This is a genomic window from Serratia proteamaculans, from assembly GCF_013337185.1.
Taxonomy (GTDB): domain Bacteria; phylum Pseudomonadota; class Gammaproteobacteria; order Enterobacterales; family Enterobacteriaceae; genus Serratia; species Serratia proteamaculans_D.
Genome location: NZ_SWDE01000001.1, coordinates 1783100 through 1798351 on the forward strand (window position 1 = coordinate 1783100; position 15252 = coordinate 1798351).

Annotated in this window: 15 protein-coding genes, 5 tRNA genes, 2 other RNA genes and 1 pseudogene; 3 read left to right on the forward strand and 20 right to left on the reverse strand. The window is 54.2% G+C overall.

The genetic code is table 11. The annotated features are described in order from the left end of the window. Nucleotides 1-53: 53 nt before the first annotated feature. Nucleotides 54-806, forward strand: coding sequence for a 2,3-diphosphoglycerate-dependent phosphoglycerate mutase (gene gpmA / locus FCL49_RS08340; protein ID WP_012005722.1), 753 nt, complete (start codon nt 54-56; stop codon nt 804-806). Nucleotides 807-877: 71 nt separating this feature from the next. Here the strand turns inward: gpmA and aroG are convergent, their stop codons facing one another. Next, nucleotides 878-1933 (reverse strand): 3-deoxy-7-phosphoheptulonate synthase AroG, encoded by a 1056-nt coding sequence (gene aroG / locus FCL49_RS08345; protein WP_135315574.1) that lies wholly within the window; start codon nt 1931-1933, stop codon nt 878-880. A 212-nt stretch (nt 1934-2145) separates the two neighbouring features. Then, nucleotides 2146-3306, reverse strand: coding sequence for an RNA-guided endonuclease InsQ/TnpB family protein (locus tag FCL49_RS08350; protein WP_174353170.1), 1161 nt, complete (start codon nt 3304-3306; stop codon nt 2146-2148). A gap of 73 nt (nt 3307-3379) precedes the next feature. On the opposite strand from FCL49_RS08350, the pseudogene FCL49_RS08355 reads away from it, so the two are divergent. Both FCL49_RS08355 and zitB read left to right on the forward strand, forming a co-directional pair. Continuing rightward, nucleotides 3380-4987: pseudogene (locus FCL49_RS08355) on the forward strand (ATP-binding protein); the annotation flags it as partial. Beyond that, nucleotides 4987-5937, forward strand: a complete 951-nt coding sequence (gene zitB / locus FCL49_RS08360; protein ID WP_174353171.1) for a CDF family zinc transporter ZitB — start codon at nt 4987-4989, stop codon at nt 5935-5937. The pseudogene FCL49_RS08355 and the gene zitB, both read left to right, overlap by 1 nt. A 37-nt stretch (nt 5938-5974) precedes the next feature. Here the strand turns inward: zitB and pnuC are convergent, their stop codons facing one another. The 18 genes from pnuC to cydX all read right to left on the reverse strand — a co-directional run bounded on the left by pnuC (nt 5975) and on the right by cydX (nt 15248). Then, complete coding sequence (gene pnuC, locus FCL49_RS08365; RefSeq protein WP_174353172.1) at nt 5975-6700, reverse strand: nicotinamide riboside transporter PnuC; 726 nt, start codon at nt 6698-6700, stop codon at nt 5975-5977. A gap of 21 nt (nt 6701-6721) precedes the next feature. Then, a complete protein-coding gene (nadA, locus tag FCL49_RS08370; protein WP_174353173.1) occupies nt 6722-7783 on the reverse strand; it encodes a quinolinate synthase NadA in 1062 nt (353 codons plus the stop codon). Between the two features lie 237 nt (nt 7784-8020). Beyond that, a non-coding RNA gene (locus FCL49_RS08375) (RtT sRNA) lies at nt 8021-8145 on the reverse strand. A gap of 44 nt (nt 8146-8189) precedes the next feature. Beyond that, nucleotides 8190-8265 (reverse strand) — tRNA-Lys (locus FCL49_RS08380). Nucleotides 8266-8318: 53 nt separating this feature from the next. Further along, nucleotides 8319-8394: transfer RNA gene (locus FCL49_RS08385), tRNA-Lys, on the reverse strand. A gap of 70 nt (nt 8395-8464) precedes the next feature. Next, nucleotides 8465-8540: transfer RNA gene (locus FCL49_RS08390), tRNA-Lys, on the reverse strand. A gap of 7 nt (nt 8541-8547) precedes the next feature. Further along, a tRNA-Val gene (locus FCL49_RS08395) sits at nt 8548-8623 on the reverse strand. A gap of 32 nt (nt 8624-8655) precedes the next feature. Further along, nucleotides 8656-8776: non-coding RNA, RtT sRNA (locus tag FCL49_RS08400), on the reverse strand. A gap of 15 nt (nt 8777-8791) precedes the next feature. Then, a tRNA-Lys gene (locus tag FCL49_RS08405) sits at nt 8792-8867 on the reverse strand. Between the two features lie 178 nt (nt 8868-9045). Further along, nucleotides 9046-9846 (reverse strand): cell division protein CpoB, encoded by an 801-nt coding sequence (cpoB, locus tag FCL49_RS08410; protein ID WP_174353174.1) that lies wholly within the window; start codon nt 9844-9846, stop codon nt 9046-9048. A gap of 9 nt (nt 9847-9855) precedes the next feature. Next, nucleotides 9856-10371 carry a peptidoglycan-associated lipoprotein Pal gene (pal, locus tag FCL49_RS08415; RefSeq protein WP_012005714.1) on the reverse strand — a complete coding sequence of 172 codons (516 nt, stop codon included), beginning with the start codon at nt 10369-10371 and terminating at the stop codon, nt 9856-9858. Nucleotides 10372-10415: 44 nt separating this feature from the next. Beyond that, a complete protein-coding gene (gene tolB / locus FCL49_RS08420) occupies nt 10416-11708 on the reverse strand; it encodes a Tol-Pal system beta propeller repeat protein TolB (RefSeq protein ID WP_174353175.1) in 1293 nt (430 codons plus the stop codon). A gap of 133 nt (nt 11709-11841) precedes the next feature. Then, the gene (gene tolA, locus FCL49_RS08425) at nt 11842-13101 is read right to left on the reverse strand and encodes a cell envelope integrity protein TolA (protein WP_174353176.1); all 1260 of its coding nucleotides are present in this window, start codon (nt 13099-13101) and stop codon (nt 11842-11844) included. A gap of 81 nt (nt 13102-13182) precedes the next feature. Beyond that, a complete protein-coding gene (gene tolR / locus FCL49_RS08430; protein ID WP_012005711.1) occupies nt 13183-13611 on the reverse strand; it encodes a colicin uptake protein TolR in 429 nt (142 codons plus the stop codon). A gap of 12 nt (nt 13612-13623) precedes the next feature. Then, nucleotides 13624-14307, reverse strand: coding sequence for a Tol-Pal system protein TolQ (gene tolQ, locus FCL49_RS08435; RefSeq protein ID WP_135315564.1), 684 nt, complete (start codon nt 14305-14307; stop codon nt 13624-13626). Continuing rightward, nucleotides 14304-14708: a tol-pal system-associated acyl-CoA thioesterase gene (ybgC, locus tag FCL49_RS08440; RefSeq protein WP_012005710.1), complete on the reverse strand. Its 405-nt coding sequence runs from the start codon at nt 14706-14708 to the stop codon at nt 14304-14306. Before ybgC ends, tolQ begins: the two co-directional genes overlap by 4 nt. A 130-nt stretch (nt 14709-14838) precedes the next feature. Further along, complete coding sequence (gene ybgE / locus FCL49_RS08445) at nt 14839-15135, reverse strand: cyd operon protein YbgE (RefSeq protein ID WP_012005709.1); 297 nt, start codon at nt 15133-15135, stop codon at nt 14839-14841. Then, nucleotides 15135-15248 (reverse strand): cytochrome bd-I oxidase subunit CydX, encoded by a 114-nt coding sequence (gene cydX / locus FCL49_RS08450; protein ID WP_012005708.1) that lies wholly within the window; start codon nt 15246-15248, stop codon nt 15135-15137. Before cydX ends, ybgE begins: the two co-directional genes overlap by 1 nt. Nucleotides 15249-15252: the final 4 nt, after the last annotated feature.

Genomic DNA, 15252 nt, shown 5'->3' on the forward strand with positions numbered 1-15252 from the left:
AATATAATGATTTTCGTTATCATTGAAATGTCAGATTATTAAGGAGTTAAGCTATGGCTGTAACTAAGCTGGTTCTGGTGCGTCACGGCGAAAGCCAGTGGAACAACGAAAACCGCTTCACCGGTTGGTATGATGTTGATTTGTCAGAGAAAGGCCGCACCGAAGCGAAAGCTGCAGGCGAACTGTTGAAAAACGAAGGCTTCGCTTTTGACTTTGCTTACACTTCCGTACTCAAGCGTGCTATCCACACTCTGTGGAATATTCTGGACGAATTGGATCAAGCCTGGCTGCCGACTGAAAAATCCTGGAAACTGAACGAACGTCACTACGGCGCGTTGCAGGGTCTGAACAAGGCTGAAACCGCAGAAAAATACGGTGACGAGCAGGTTAAGCAATGGCGTCGCGGCTTCGCCGTTACCCCACCAGAGCTGACCAAAGATGACGAGCGCTACCCGGGCCACGACCCACGTTACTCCGCGCTGACCGAGCAAGAGCTGCCACTGACCGAAAGCCTGGCACTGACCATCGATCGCGTGATCCCTTACTGGGATGAAGAAATCCTGCCACGTATCAAAAGCGGCGAGCGCGTTATCGTTGCTGCTCACGGCAACTCCCTGCGTGCGCTGGTGAAATACCTGGATAACCTGAGCGAAGACGAGATCCTCGAACTGAACATCCCAACCGGCGTGCCGTTGGTGTATGAGTTCGACGAGAACTTCAAGCCAATCAAACGTTACTATCTGGGCAATGCCGACGAGATCGCTGCTAAAGCGGCCGCCGTGGCAAACCAGGGTAAAGCGAAGTAATTTTCGCCCGTTGATCTAAAAAGCCCCCGGTTTTTTGGCCGGGGGCTTTTTTTATGGCGTAAAGCGGGGTTTTACTTGTTGCGACGCACTTTCACAGCTTCCGCCAGTTCGCGCAGAACAGTTTCGGTGTCTGACCAGCCGATGCAGGCGTCGGTGACGCTCTTGCCGTAAACCAGCGGATCGCCGCTTTCCAGGTTCTGGTTGCCTTCCACCAGATGGCTTTCAATCATCACGCCCATAATCGCCTTCTCACCGCCGGCAATCTGTTGGCAGACGTCTGCGTTCACTTCCAGCTGCTTTTTGAACTGCTTGCTGCTGTTGGCGTGGCTGAAGTCGATCATCACCTGTGCAGGCAGACCCGCTTTGACCAGGCCTTCTTTGACTTCTTTCACGTGTGCCGCGCTGTAGTTCGGCTCTTTGCCGCCGCGCAGAATGATGTGGCAGTCGCCGTTACCGCTGGTGTTAACAATGGCCGAGTGGCCCCATTTGGTTACCGACAGGAAGCAGTGCGGCGCGCTGGCGGCGTTGATGGCGTCAATTGCCACCTTGATGGTGCCGTCGGTGCCGTTTTTGAAGCCAACCGGGCAAGACAGGCCGGAAGACAGCTCACGGTGCACCTGGGATTCAGTGGTACGTGCGCCGATCGCGCCCCAGCTCATCAGATCCGCCAGATACTGCGGGGTGATCATGTCGAGGAATTCGCCGGCAGCCGGCAGGCCAGAATCATTGATATCCAGCAGCAGCTTACGCGCCAAACGCAGACCGTCGTTGATCTGGAAGCTGTTATCCATCTGCGGATCGTTAATCAAGCCTTTCCAGCCAACGGTAGTGCGAGGTTTTTCAAAATAAACGCGCATTACCACTTCCAGCTCACCGCTCAGTTCCTGACGCAACGCCAACAAACGACCAGCGTACTCTTTGGCGGCTTTGGTGTCGTGGATCGAGCAAGGGCCGATAACCACCAGCAGGCGATCGTCACTGCCGCGAAGGATCTGATGAATGGCATTGCGTGCCTGTGACACCGTCTCTGCTGCACGTTCAGTGGCCGGAAACTTTTCTAACAGGGCCACCGGTGGCAGGAGTTCCTTAATTTCTTTAATGCGTAAATCGTCATTTAGGTAGTTCATCACTTTTCCATTCGGTATCGAGAGGCGTTATTTCGCAGAGCGTAGATCTGACCAATTTAGCCTGTGAGGATAACGCTGTAAATCACCTTTGCCGCCTGCAGAATGAACGTCCGGATTAACAGTAGATTGTGCTGTTTCATCGGGAGAGCACAGTGGCTCCTTTTTAGTTATGGTGACTGCTCCCTGCCGTAAATGGCGAGGCTTCCCACTTCTCAGGCCGCTACTGTCGATATGACAGATTTACGCTGGCCTCCGTGGGCAGAAACGACGAGTCCCGCCGCCTGTAAATCCGTTATGCCCTTGCGCTGGATGTTGATGGCCGCATTGATATCGCGGTCATGTTCAACACCACAGGCCGGGCATGGCCAAATACGTTTACTCAGCGGCATTTCTGCCATTTTATAACCGCAGCAATGGCAGGTTTTAGTGCTGGCAAACCATTGATCAATTTTCACCAGATGTTTGCCAGCCTGCTCCGCTTTGTATTCCAGTTTCATCACGAACCCAAACCACGACGCATCCGCAATGTGCCGCGCCAGCCGGTGATTCTTCAGCATGTTTGTCGCTTTTAGTGTCTCAACAATGACCGCTTGGTTTTCGTCAATCAGTGTACGAGACAATTTATGCTGGAAGTCAGCGCGGGCATTCGCCACATGCTCGTGACATTTCGCCACCCGTAAACGCACTTTTGCCCGGTTTGCACTGCCTTTTGTCTTTCGTGACAGCGCTTTTTGTTTACGCCGCAGATTTCGGCTGGCGCGTACCAGATGTCGTGGGTTGGCTATTTTCTTGCCGTTCAACTGGATCAAGAAATGGGACAGGCCCAAATCACAACCGGTTATGCGGGTTATCAGTGCGGGTTTGGCTGGCGCGGCCAGTCCATCGTCACAGAGTATTGAGGCGTAATATTTTCCTGTCGCACCACGACTGAGGGTGATACTGGACACCTTCCCGATAATATCGCGATGAATGACCGCTTTCATCGGTGCCATTTTTGGCAACTGGATCGCATCGATTAACACTTTTCCGCTGGGGTGATAGCTGGATTGCTTGCCCTGCTTGCGCTTAAAGGTGGGGAAACGAGCACGTCGCTTGAAAAAGTGTCCAAAAGCGGTATCAAGATTAATCACCGCCTGCTGTAGCGCCAGTGAGTCATAGTCTTTCAGCCAGTGGTAACGGCGGGACCTTTTCCCTACCGCCAGTAACGGTTTCAGGTCATGCTTAATACTGACCGACACGCCGTGTCGCTGGTACCTGTGGCGGCTGATATGGAGCGCTTTATTGTACGCAAAACGCACCGCGCCGAACTGGGCATTCAAGAATGCCTCCTGTTCGGGAGTCGGGTACAGGCGTACTTTAGTGGCTCTTTTCATCCTGGCGGCTCATGTATCATAGGCCTGTACTTTATGTACCTTAAAAAGAATTTGACCAGAAAATGTGCATTAACAGCCGCAAACCACCTGGCTGCTGGGGCTCACCCTGCCGCGCTTCATCCTGCAGCGTCGGGAAAAGCGTGAGCGTGAGGTCATCGAACAGGCTCGTCAGCATGCCGAAGCCGAAAACCGGATGAAGAGCAAGTTTCTGGCTACCGTCAGCCATGAGCTACGCACGCCAATGCACGCTATTCTCGGCCTGCTGGAACTGGAGCTCAAACGCCAGCCGACGCCGGAGGGCTTGCCGGTGATTTACAGTTCGGCGTCGTCTTTGCTTAACCTGCTCAATGACCTGCAAGATCACGCACGGCTGGAAACCGGTTCCTTGACGCTGGTGCCCAGGAGCGTGGCGCTGCAACCCTGGATAGCCCACATCAACGCCCTGTATCAACCGCTGATCGGCGAACGTCCAGTGACGCTAAACGTCAGTGCATCCGACAACCTGCCCACCGCTGTTCTCATTGATGGTGAGCGTTTACTTCAGGTGGCTAACAATCTGATAAACAATGCAATTAAGTTCACCTCTCAGGGCACTATTGAGGTGAGTATCGGCTGGTATGAACAGGCTCCACCGCAGGGGGAACTGTGGCTGAGGGTGGCCGACAGCGGCTGTGGTATCGCCGCCGATGAGATAGATAAACTGTTCCAGCCGTTCTATCGGGCACGCGGCGCGCAGCGCGTATCGGTTCAGGGGACCGGGTTGGGGCTGTCTATCTGTAAAGAGATTATCGAACAAATGGGCGGTCGAATTGCGTTGCAATCGCAACCCGGCAGCGGCACTCAGGTGACACTGTCCGTGCCGGTCAGCCAGGTCGCTGTCGATCCCTCGACTCAACAGGCCGACACACCAGTCAATTTGCCGCCGCCCACCCTACGTGTAGCGCTGATCGACGATCACCCCACCAACCTGCTGTTGATGGAGCGGCAACTGCGCCACTTCGGCCTGCAGCCGACGTTATTCGAGCAGGGTTATAAGCTGTTACAGGCCCACCGTCGGCAGCCGTTTGACTTGCTGTTTATCGATTACAATATGCCGCGTCCGGACGGCCTGACGCTGGCGAGACTGATACGCCGCGACGAGCAACGCCATCATCGCCCGGCCTGCCAGATCATTCTCTGCTCGGCCGACGTGCAGGAATTTACCCGCATCCCACCAGGGCTGGTGGCGATAGATCGCTTTTTAACCAAGCCCATTGCTCTGGCCGCAATAGCTCAGGCGCTACCGCAGCAACCCCAGGCGATGGAGCAGCAGTTAGTCCTTACTGACCTGCAGCGCACCCTGGTCGATATGGCCGGTAATAACCGAGCGATGGTCCAGCGTCTGGCAACAACACTGCTGACGACGCTGCGGCAAGACCAGCAACGGCTTGAGCAGGCGGCACAGAACCAGGACTGGCCAACCCTGGCGCAAACCGCACATCGCATCAAGGGCAGCCTGCTGATGTTGCAACTGCCAACAGCAGCCAACCTGTGCCAACAACTGGCGGACAGCGGACGTGAAGGAATATTCATTCAGGCCACCTATACTGAATTGAGTACGTTAGTAGAACAAATACTGATAGAACTGGATAATCTGGTCAGCACTGACGAGTCGTATTTTGCTATGGATAAGGAAGAATAATGTCGGACGCCCCACACGTACACCTGCCAAAAAACAGTAATAGTAAACGCCTACTGACCGCTTTTTTAGTCACTGCGGTCTTTATGGTCGCCGAAGTGGCCGGCGGGTTAATTTCAGGTTCACTGGCGCTGCTGGCGGATGCCGGCCATATGCTCACCGACGCCGCCGCACTGCTGGTGGCCTTGATGGCGGTTCACTTCTCACAGCGTAAGCCCAACGCCCGCCATACCTTCGGTTATCTGCGCCTGACCACCCTGGCGGCCTTCCTCAACGCCGCGGCGCTGTTGGTGATCGTGGTATTCATCCTGTGGGAGGCAATACGGCGTTTCTTCGAGCCACAGCCGGTGATGGGTACGCCAATGCTGATTATCGCCATAGCGGGGCTGCTGGCTAACCTGTTCGCCTTCTGGCTGCTACACCGGGGCAGCGAAGAGAAGAATATCAATGTGCGCGCTGCCGCATTGCATGTGCTGGGGGATTTGCTGGGGTCGGTGGGGGCCATCGCCGCCGCCATTGTGATCCTGACCACTGGCTGGACGCCGATTGACCCGATATTGTCGGTGCTGGTGTCCTGTCTGGTGATACGCAGCGCCTGGCGACTGCTGAAAGAGAGCTTCCACGAACTGCTGGAAGGCACGCCGCAGGAAGTGGACATCAACAAGCTGCAAAAAGACCTGTGCCTGAATATTCCGGAAGTACGCAATATTCATCACGTCCATGTGTGGCAGATTGGTGAACAGAAGTTGATGACGCTGCATGCGCAGGTGATACCGCCGCACGACCATGATGGCCTGCTGCGCCGTATTCAGGCCTATCTGCTGGAGCACTATCGGATTGGTCACGTGACCATTCAGATGGAATATCAGCACTGTGATACCCCCGACTGTGGGATTAACCGGGCCCCCGAGCCGAGTGACCACTCACATTCACATGTGGGACATCATCACTAGAATCCACTGGGGCGCCAAATAAGGCGCCCCAGCGTTGTTATGGTGCAGAAGATAATGGCCGCGATTGATTGTTGCCGGCGCTTTTGATCCACAGCCAGGAGCCGTTCAGCGCAATCAGCGTCAGGAGCAAGTATTCCAGCGCCATGGCATAGACGCCCTGGTAGGCGAATATCGCCACGCTGATCACGTCAATCACCACCCACAACAACCAGTTTTCCACGTACTTGCGCGTCATCAGGATCATCGCCACGATCGACAACACCATCATGGTCGAATCCCAGAATGGGAAAGCATCCGGCTGCAGCTGCGGCATTTGCACGCTCAGGCCAAGCCCCTGCATTACCGTCACCGCTGCCTGCGTCAACCAGGCAAACACGCGGTCAATGTTGAACGTCATCAAGGCGATGCCGATAACGCATACTGCCGCCCAGCTCAGCGCCTTCGGCAGTGGCAGCCAACGTATCTTCAGCTCGGCCTGGTTATCCTGAGTCTGACGGCTCCAGGCGTACCAGCCGTAGATATTGGCGACAAAAAAGAACAGCTGCAGCAGCAGGCTGGCGTACAGCTGGATTTGAAAGAAAATCACCGCAAACAGCGTGACGTTAATCAGGCCGAACAGGTAATTGATAATTTTCTCTTTGCTGGCATACCAGATGCACAGCAGACCAAACAGGGTGCCGATAGCCTCAATCCATGACAGATCGTAGCCCCCCGCTCCCAGCGGGATATGCACCAGGATATTGCTGGTACTGAAAAAGCTCATTTTATCATCCTTATTAAACGGTTAAGCGTTCCCTTTAACCTGCACCCTTAACTCAGCGGCGAAATCCAACATCCGGTTCAGCGGGATCAGCGCCTTCTGGCGCAGCGCGGCATCGACGTGGATCTCATGCAGTGCACCGCCGTGCTCCAGCCCATCCGCGATAGCCTTCAGGCCATTCATCGCCATCCACGGGCAGTGCGCGCAGCTACGACAGGTGGCACCTTCCCCGGCGGTTGGCGCTTCGAACAGCTCTTTGTCCGGGCAAGCCTGTTGCATCTTATAAAAAATACCGCGATCGGTGGCAACAATCAGCTGCGAATTAGGCAGGGTTTTCGCCGCCTGAATCAATTGGCTGGTTGAGCCTACCGCATCGGCCAGGTCGACCACCGCCTGTGGTGACTCCGGATGCACCAGTATCGCCGCGTTCGGGTACAGGGCCTTCATCCGCATCAGGGCCTGGGTTTTAAACTCGTCATGGACGATACAGGCGCCCTGCCAGCACAGCATATCGGCACCGGTTTGCTTTTGCACATAGTTGCCCAAGTGGCGATCCGGCGCCCAGATGATTTTCTCACCCAGACTGTCGAGATATTCAATCAGTTCAACGGCGATACTGGAGGTGACCACCCAGTCCGCTCGCGCTTTTACCGCCGCTGAGGTATTAGCGTAGACCACCACGGTGCGGTCCGGGTGGCTGTCGCAAAAGGCATTGAAGTCTTCTTCCGGGCAACCGAGATCCAGCGAGCACTCCGCGTTCAGCGTCGGCATCAGCACCCGTTTTTCCGGGCTGAGGATCTTGGCGGTTTCCCCCATAAAACGCACCCCGGCAACCAGCAGGGTTGAAGCCGGATGATTGCTGCCAAAGCGCGCCATCTCAAGCGAATCCGCCACGCAGCCACCGGTTTCTTCCGCCAGCGCCTGGATCTCCGGATCGGTATAGTAGTGGGCTACCATCACCGCATTACGCTGCTTGAGCAGGATTTTAATCTTCTCGCGGTAAAACGCCTTCTGCGCGTCGTCCAGCGGTACCGGCTTGGGCGGGAACGGGTACACCGCCGCATTAACATCAAACATTTCACTCATCGCTGCAATCTCTGTGCTAGGCTGGGTGTCTGCTGCCCGGGTATCACCCCATCGCAACCCCCTTCGTTTTATATACTAAACAAAATACCCTTATTTGTGCGAAAAGTCCGCTGATATTTTCAGTGTTGGGTCTTTATCGTTTAATGGATTGAATTTTTAATGAAAGTGATGAGATTGTAGAAAGTAAAACGCATTTTTGAGGGCAAAGCGGATTGAAGGTGTTGTGGAAAACGTACCGGGGATACCGTGCGGGATTGATTCGGCCTTTGGCCTCACCCTGCGGGCAACGCTGCGCGTTGTCGTATCGCTGCGCGATGCTCGAACCTGAACGCAGCTTCTCACCCACACGATTCGTGCGTTATGTGATGTTCAAGTTTGGGGGAAAGTGCTGAGGTACTTTGTAAAATGGTGGGCCGTGCGGGATTCGAACCTGCGACCAATTGATTAAAAGTCAACTGCTCTACCAACTGAGCTAACGGCCCACTGAGGGGATACTGCTGAACCGCGTAAGCAGGAGAGGAACTCGCTGCAATAATGGTGGGCCGTGCGGGATTCGAACCTGCGACCAATTGATTAAAAGTCAACTGCTCTACCAACTGAGCTAACGGCCCACTGACGTGGTTTACTGCTGAACAACCAATACAAAACCGAAGCTCGTATTGCGGAAAAACCATTCTGAAATGGTGGGCCGTGCGGGATTCGAACCTGCGACCAATTGATTAAAAGTCAACTGCTCTACCAACTGAGCTAACGGCCCACAGCAGTGGTGGGTGATGACGGGCTCGAACCGCCGACCCCCTCCGTGTAAAGGAGATGCTCTACCAACTGAGCTAATCACCCACTAGTGTGGTTACTGCTACTACTTCAGAAATTGGTGGGTCGTGCGGGATTATTCGGCTTGCGCCTCACCCTTCGGGCCATCACTTCGTGATGTTGTCTCGCTTTGCGAGACTCGAACCTTTACGGTTCTCACCCTTACGATTTCACTTCATTTCTTATTTCAGGAATTGGTGGGTCGTGCGGGATTCGAACCTGCGACCAATTGATTAAAAGTCAACTGCTCTACCAACTGAGCTAACGACCCAATTTCCTTGCTGCTTTAACATCTTGCAAGATGTCTTGGCAACGGCGGCATATATTACTAATTTATCTTGGCAGCGCAACCTAAATTTATAAACAACAGGTTCAACTGCTTGTTCTTCACACGAATGAGCCCAGAAAGCGGTCAAATCGACTAACTTCTGGGCTCATTTTTTTACTGACTAACCTGCTACGCGACTTTTCGCCTGCTTGGCCGCAGCACTGGTTGGGTATTGTTTTATCACCTGCTGGAACACGGCTTTGGCTTTATCGGCCTGCCCTTTTTCCTGCATGATGATACCCACCTTGTACATTGCGTCCGGCGCCTTAGGTGATTTTGCGTAATTCTTCACCACCACCGCATAATAGTAAGCCGCATCATCTTTCTTACCCTTGTTGTAGAACAACTGGCCCAGCCAATAGTTGGCGTTAGGCTGGTAAGTCGATTTTGGGTACTGTTTTACGAAGGACTGAAAAGCGGAAATAGCCTGGTCATACTGTTTTTTTTCCAGCGCCAATGAAACAGCGGCGTTGTAGTCGCTGTTTTCATCACCCGTGCTGGCCGGCGCTGCTGCTGTAGCGCCCGCAGAGGCACTGTCAGCGCCGTCAGTGGACGCAGCCGCTGCTGCCCCGCCTGCGGCACCCGCTGCAGCAGCGGAGCTCTGAGCGCCGCCCTGGCTGATGCTATCCATCTGTTGATAGATCTGCTTTTGGCGTTCAACAACCTGATTCAGTTGATATTGGCTTTCCTGGATTTGCCCGCGGAGAGAGTCAATATCGCGCTGGTTGTCAGAGAGTTGTTGCTGGAGTTGGTTTAAAAGCTGGCCCTGAGCATTGCTGATGCGCTCAAGTGAGGTGACACGGTCTTCGACCGAGCCGGAGCCGACATTACTGATTGGCGCTTGGGCAGTAGCGGCCCATGGGACCGCTACGCCAACCAGTAACGACAGACTCAACAAGTGACGTCTGAAGTTACTGTTCATGCGATTCTCTTAGTAAACCAGAACTGCACGACGGTTTTTAGCATAAGCCGCTTCGTCGTGGCCCAGTACTGCTGGTTTTTCTTTACCGTAAGAAACGATAGAGATCTGGTCAGCAGAAACGCCTTTACCTTGCAGGTACATTTTGACTGAGTTAGAACGACGCTCACCCAGGGCAATGTTGTATTCCGGCGTACCGCGTTCGTCCGCGTGGCCTTCTACGGTCACTTTGTAAGACGGGTTGTTACGCAGGAATGCAGCGTGCGCGTCCAGCATCTGAGCGAACTCAGAGCTCACGTCATACTTGTCCAGGCCGAAGTAAACAATGTTGTTCTTCTGCAGTTCTTGCATCTGCAGACGAGCTTGTTCTTCAGAAGACAGGTTGCTGCTGCCATTTTCTGTACCAGTGCCAGCGCCAGCGCCCATACCAGATTGGTCGTTGTTTGCGCTTTTGTTAGAACTACAAGCCGCTACAGCCAGAACTGGCAGTGCCAGCAGAAGCCCTTTCAGCACTTTGTTCAGTTGCATTTCTTTAATCCTTTTATAGTTTGCCATACATATTTACACATGCATCACAGATACGGCGACCAGGCAGGTGCTTTGACCTGTCCATCAGTTGCCGGAAGACGCGCTTTAAAACGCCCATCAGTCGATACCAGTTGCAGCACGGAGCCCATACCTTGCGTGGAGCTATAGATCACCATGGTGCCATTTGGCGCAATACTAGGCGTTTCGTCCAGGAAGGTGTTGGTCAAAACTTGAACTGCACCCGATCCGAGATCTTGTTTGGCGATATGCTGAGCACCACCGTTGGTACTCACCATCACCAGGAATTTACCATCAGAGCTGACTTCAGAATCCTGATTCTGAGAGCCTTCCCATGTCAGACGCTGTGACGCGCCGCCACTGGCACTGATTTTATAAATCTGTGGTCTGCCGCCCTGATCGGAGGTATAGGCCAGAGACTGCCCATCCGGGAACCAAGACGGTTCGGTATTGTTGCTGCGCCCGTCGGTGAGTTGGGTAATCTGGCCAGAGCCAAGATTCATCACGTACAGGTTCAGGCTACCGCTTTTGGACAGTACAAAGGCCAGGCGGCTGCCGTCCGGTGAGAACGCCGGCGCACCGTTGTGACGCGGGAACGAAGCGATCTGACGAATAGCACCGTTAGCCAGGGTCTGCACTACCAGCGCAGAACGGCCGCTTTCAAAGGTCACGTACGCCAGTTTGCTGCCGTCCGGCGACCAGGCCGGGGACATCAAAGGTTCTGGTGAACGATGTACCGTAAACTGGTTATAGCCGTCGTAATCCGCTACGCGCAGCTCATACGGGAATTTCCCGCCGTTGGTCTGCACTACGTAAGCAATACGGGTACGGAATGCGCCCTTGATACCGGTCAGCTTCTCAAACACTTCGTCACTGGCGGTGTGAGCAGAATAACGCAACCATTGTTTGGTCACTTTATACTGGTTCTGCGCCAGAACGGTGCCTGGTGAGCCCGAAGTGTCCACCAGTTGATAAGAGATCAGGTAGCCGCCGTCTGCACCAGGTTGCACCTGGCCGACCACGACCGCGTCAATGCCCAATGCAGTCCAGGCCGCCGGCGTCACCTCAGACGCGGTGGTCGGTTGCTGCGGCATACGCGCCACATCAATTGGGTTGAATTTGCCGCTGTTGCGCAAGTCTGCGCCGACAATCTTGCCAATATCTTCCGGAGGCGTGCCTGGGCCAGCCCATTTAAACGGCACCACGCCAATCGGACGAGCGGAGTCGACCCCTTGGGTGATTTCAATGCGAACTTCCGCGTGAAGAACGGATGCCCACAGTATTAAAAAACCTAGCGCTACTCGAAATGCCTGCTTCATCTCATCTCCCTTATCCAGGCGGAATGCCTGCGATAAATTAGCAGAATTTTAACAAACCAACTCAAACAAAACTACATAATCCCTGTTGGTTACCTTAGTACATCCCTGCGATATGACTCAGTAAGAACAACACTTATTGAGGTTTGAATTCAAGGGTCGCATTCTTAAAGTGCTGATAAATAGCGTCGCTTGTAGGTTTCGGAATCTTTGCCTGATTCGCAGCGGTTACTGCTGCCTGGCACAGAGCAGGATCCCCCCCCACCGCTTTCACATCAAGCAATAAGCCATCGGGCCCCAGCTTGATACGTAGATCACAGGTCTTACCGATGAACAAACTAGGGTCATAGAACTTATTCTGAATCGCTGTGCGAATTTGTCCCGCATAACTATCAATATCGGCCCCACTGGCACCCGCGGTCTTGGCATTGCCCTGACCGGCAGGTTTACCGTCACCTTTCTGCTTACCGCCGCCTTTCGGCGCGTTTTTGCCGTCCGCCAGGCCACCCATAAGATCTGCAACGTCAGCCGATTGCGCAGCAGCTGCAGCGGCCGCTTTCTTCTTGGCATCTGCGGCTTTCTTGGCCGCGGCCTTTTCAGCAGCAGCGGCTTTTTTCTCTGCCTCTGCGGCCGCTTTCTTCTCGGCATCCGCAGCCGCTTTTTTCTCAGCCTTCTCAGCTTCTGCGGCAGCCTTCTTCTCGGCGTCGGCAGCGGCTTTTTTCTCTGCAGCAGCTTCGGCAGCCGCGGCTTTCTTCGCTTCTTCCGCCTGTTTCTTGGCGGTAGCCGCGGCGGCAGCTTCTTTCTTGGCTTCAGACTCGGCTTTCTTCTGCGCGTCTGCCTGTGCCTTGGCGACTTTATCCGCTTCGGCCTTGGCCTTGGCGGCAGCGGCTTCCGCTACTTTCTGTTGTTCTTTGGCTTTCGCCGCGGCGTTCTCCGCCACTTTTTGCTGTTCAGCCGCCTGCTTTTGTTGCTCCGCCGCTTGCTTTTGCTGCTCTGCGGCCTGCTTTTGCTGTTCAGCCTGTTCTTTCGCGTCCTGAGCCGCTTTTTCCTGCGCGGTCAAACGCTCTTTCTCCAGCTCTTTCAGGCGCTGTTGTTCCGCCGCCTGCTTCTGCTGAAGTTCTTCGGCCTGTTGCTCCGCTTTTTTCTGGCGCTGCTTTTCAGCACGCTGCGCGTCGTTACTCTGCTGTTGCTGGCGGTTGTACTGCTCCACCACTGCTCCAGGATCGACCATCACTGCACCAACGACCGAACCGTCGCCGCCACCGCCGGCACTACTCATTTCGACGTTTTCTTGCAGCGAGCCCCAAATCAGCAGGGCAATCAATACAAAGTGCAGAACGACCGAAACAATAACGGCGCGGTTCAGCTTATCGTTTTGCTCAGTTGCCTTTACCAAAATAGATTCCCAAAAACTGGTGTTGCTTATACGGGGTTCCTGCACCGCAGCGCAGGAACCGGGTTGCCACTGACCTTAGGGTCAGATTGGCTGGGTCATCAGCCCCACGGAAGTGACGCCCGCCTGATGGAGAATATTCAATGCCTTGATAATCTCATCGTACGGAACTTCCTTCGCCCCACCGATCAAAAAGACCGTCTTGGGGTTGGCCGCCAAACGCGACTTGGCTTCGGCTGCAACCTGCTCCGGCGGCAACAGTTCCATGCGGTCATGATCCACCACCATGGTGTATTGGCCCACGCCGGAAACCTCGAGGATCACCGGCGGGTTATCACTGCTGGACACCGCTTTGGAATCGGTGGCGTCCGGCAGATCAACCTCAACGCTCTGGGTGATGATCGGCGCGGTTGCCATAAAGATCAGCAACAGCACCAGCAACACGTCAAGCAGCGGCACTATGTTAATTTCGGACTTCAGCTCGCGCCGATTACGTCCACGAACTCTCGCCATGCTACCTCCTACTTATTTGCTGTCGCTGGAGAAGGCCTGACGATGCAGAATAGCGGTGAACTCTTCCATAAAGTTGTCGTAATTCTGCTCAAGCTTGTTAACGCGCTGGTTGAGGCGGTTATAGGCCATAACGGCCGGGATAGCGGCGAACAGACCGATGGCGGTTGCGATCAGTGCTTCGGCGATACCCGGTGCTACCATTTGCAGCGTGGCCTGTTTCACCGCACCCAGTGCGATAAAGGCGTGCATAATCCCCCACACGGTGCCGAACAGGCCGATATACGGACTGATCGAACCCACGGTGCCGAGGAAAGGAATGTGGTTTTCCAGCGTTTCCAGTTCGCGGTTCATCGAGATACGCATGGCGCGTGACGCACCTTCGATCACCGATTCTGGCGCATGGTTATTAGCGCGGTGCAAACGAGCGAACTCTTTGAAACCAGAATGGAAAATTTGCTCTGAGCCGGTCAGGCTATCGCGACGTGCCTGGCTTTCCTGATACAGACGGGAAAGCTCAATACCGGACCAGAATTTGTCTTCGAAGGCTTCGGCGTCACGCGTGGCCGCATTCAGGATGCGGGTGCGCTGGATGATGATCGCCCAGGAGGCCACTGAGAAGCATATCAAAATCAACATGATAAGCTTAACCAGCAGGCTGGCCTTCAAGAATAAATCTAGGATGTTCATGTCATTCACTGCTTAAACTCCGCGACAATAGACTTAGGAAGCGCTATCGGCTTCATTTGGTGTGGATCAATACATGCAATCAACACGTCGGCCTGACTCAAAAGAGTTCCGTCAGAATTGACAATGCGTTGAGCAAACGTAAGAGAAGCCCCGCGCATTGAGGTGATTTCACTCTGGACTTCCAGCTGGTCGTCAAGACGAGCAGGAAGCAGATAATCAACCGTCATGCGCCGGACAGCGAAGGCGACATTTTCACTGAGCAGCTGCTGTTGATGAAAGTTATGATGACGCAGCATCTCGGTGCGCGCTCTTTCAAAAAAAGCCACATAGCGGGCGTGATAGACCACACCACTGGCATCGGTATCTTCGTAGTAAACGCGAACCGGCCATCGAAACAACGTATTACTCACTCTACTTCCCAGCAATGCAATTTAACGGTGCTACTATACGCAAGACGGATCGGGTTGGGAATGGGTTACAAGATGGGAACGAAAATAATTATGGGCCGCGATGGCCCATAACTTGGGGGTATAGCGGAGATTATAAAGAAACGTAAAGTAATCCTGCGGCCAGGATCACAATTGCCGGAAGTGGCGCAAAAAAAGCTCGCCACAGGGTGCGTTGCGGTCGGAACCCGACGCCATGAACCACCCCGGCACAGACTGCCCAAATAAGCAGCAGCCCTTCCCAAATCTCCAGCGAGCTGGTCTTCGCCGCAAAGCGGGTCGGATCCCAGAAAATACAGCCCGCCAAAATCAACGCCAGCACCAGTGAAAGGGCCCGAACCGGGCCCTTGTCAGTGATAGCGTACAGCTTGTCAGTCAGTGACAAACTCATCACTTATCGTCTTGCTGTGCTTTTGAATCTTCGTGGTGCTCAAGCGCCAGCGCCGTGATGATGCCGAAGGCACAGGCAAGAAGCGTTCCGAGAATCCAGGCAAAATACCACATGGTT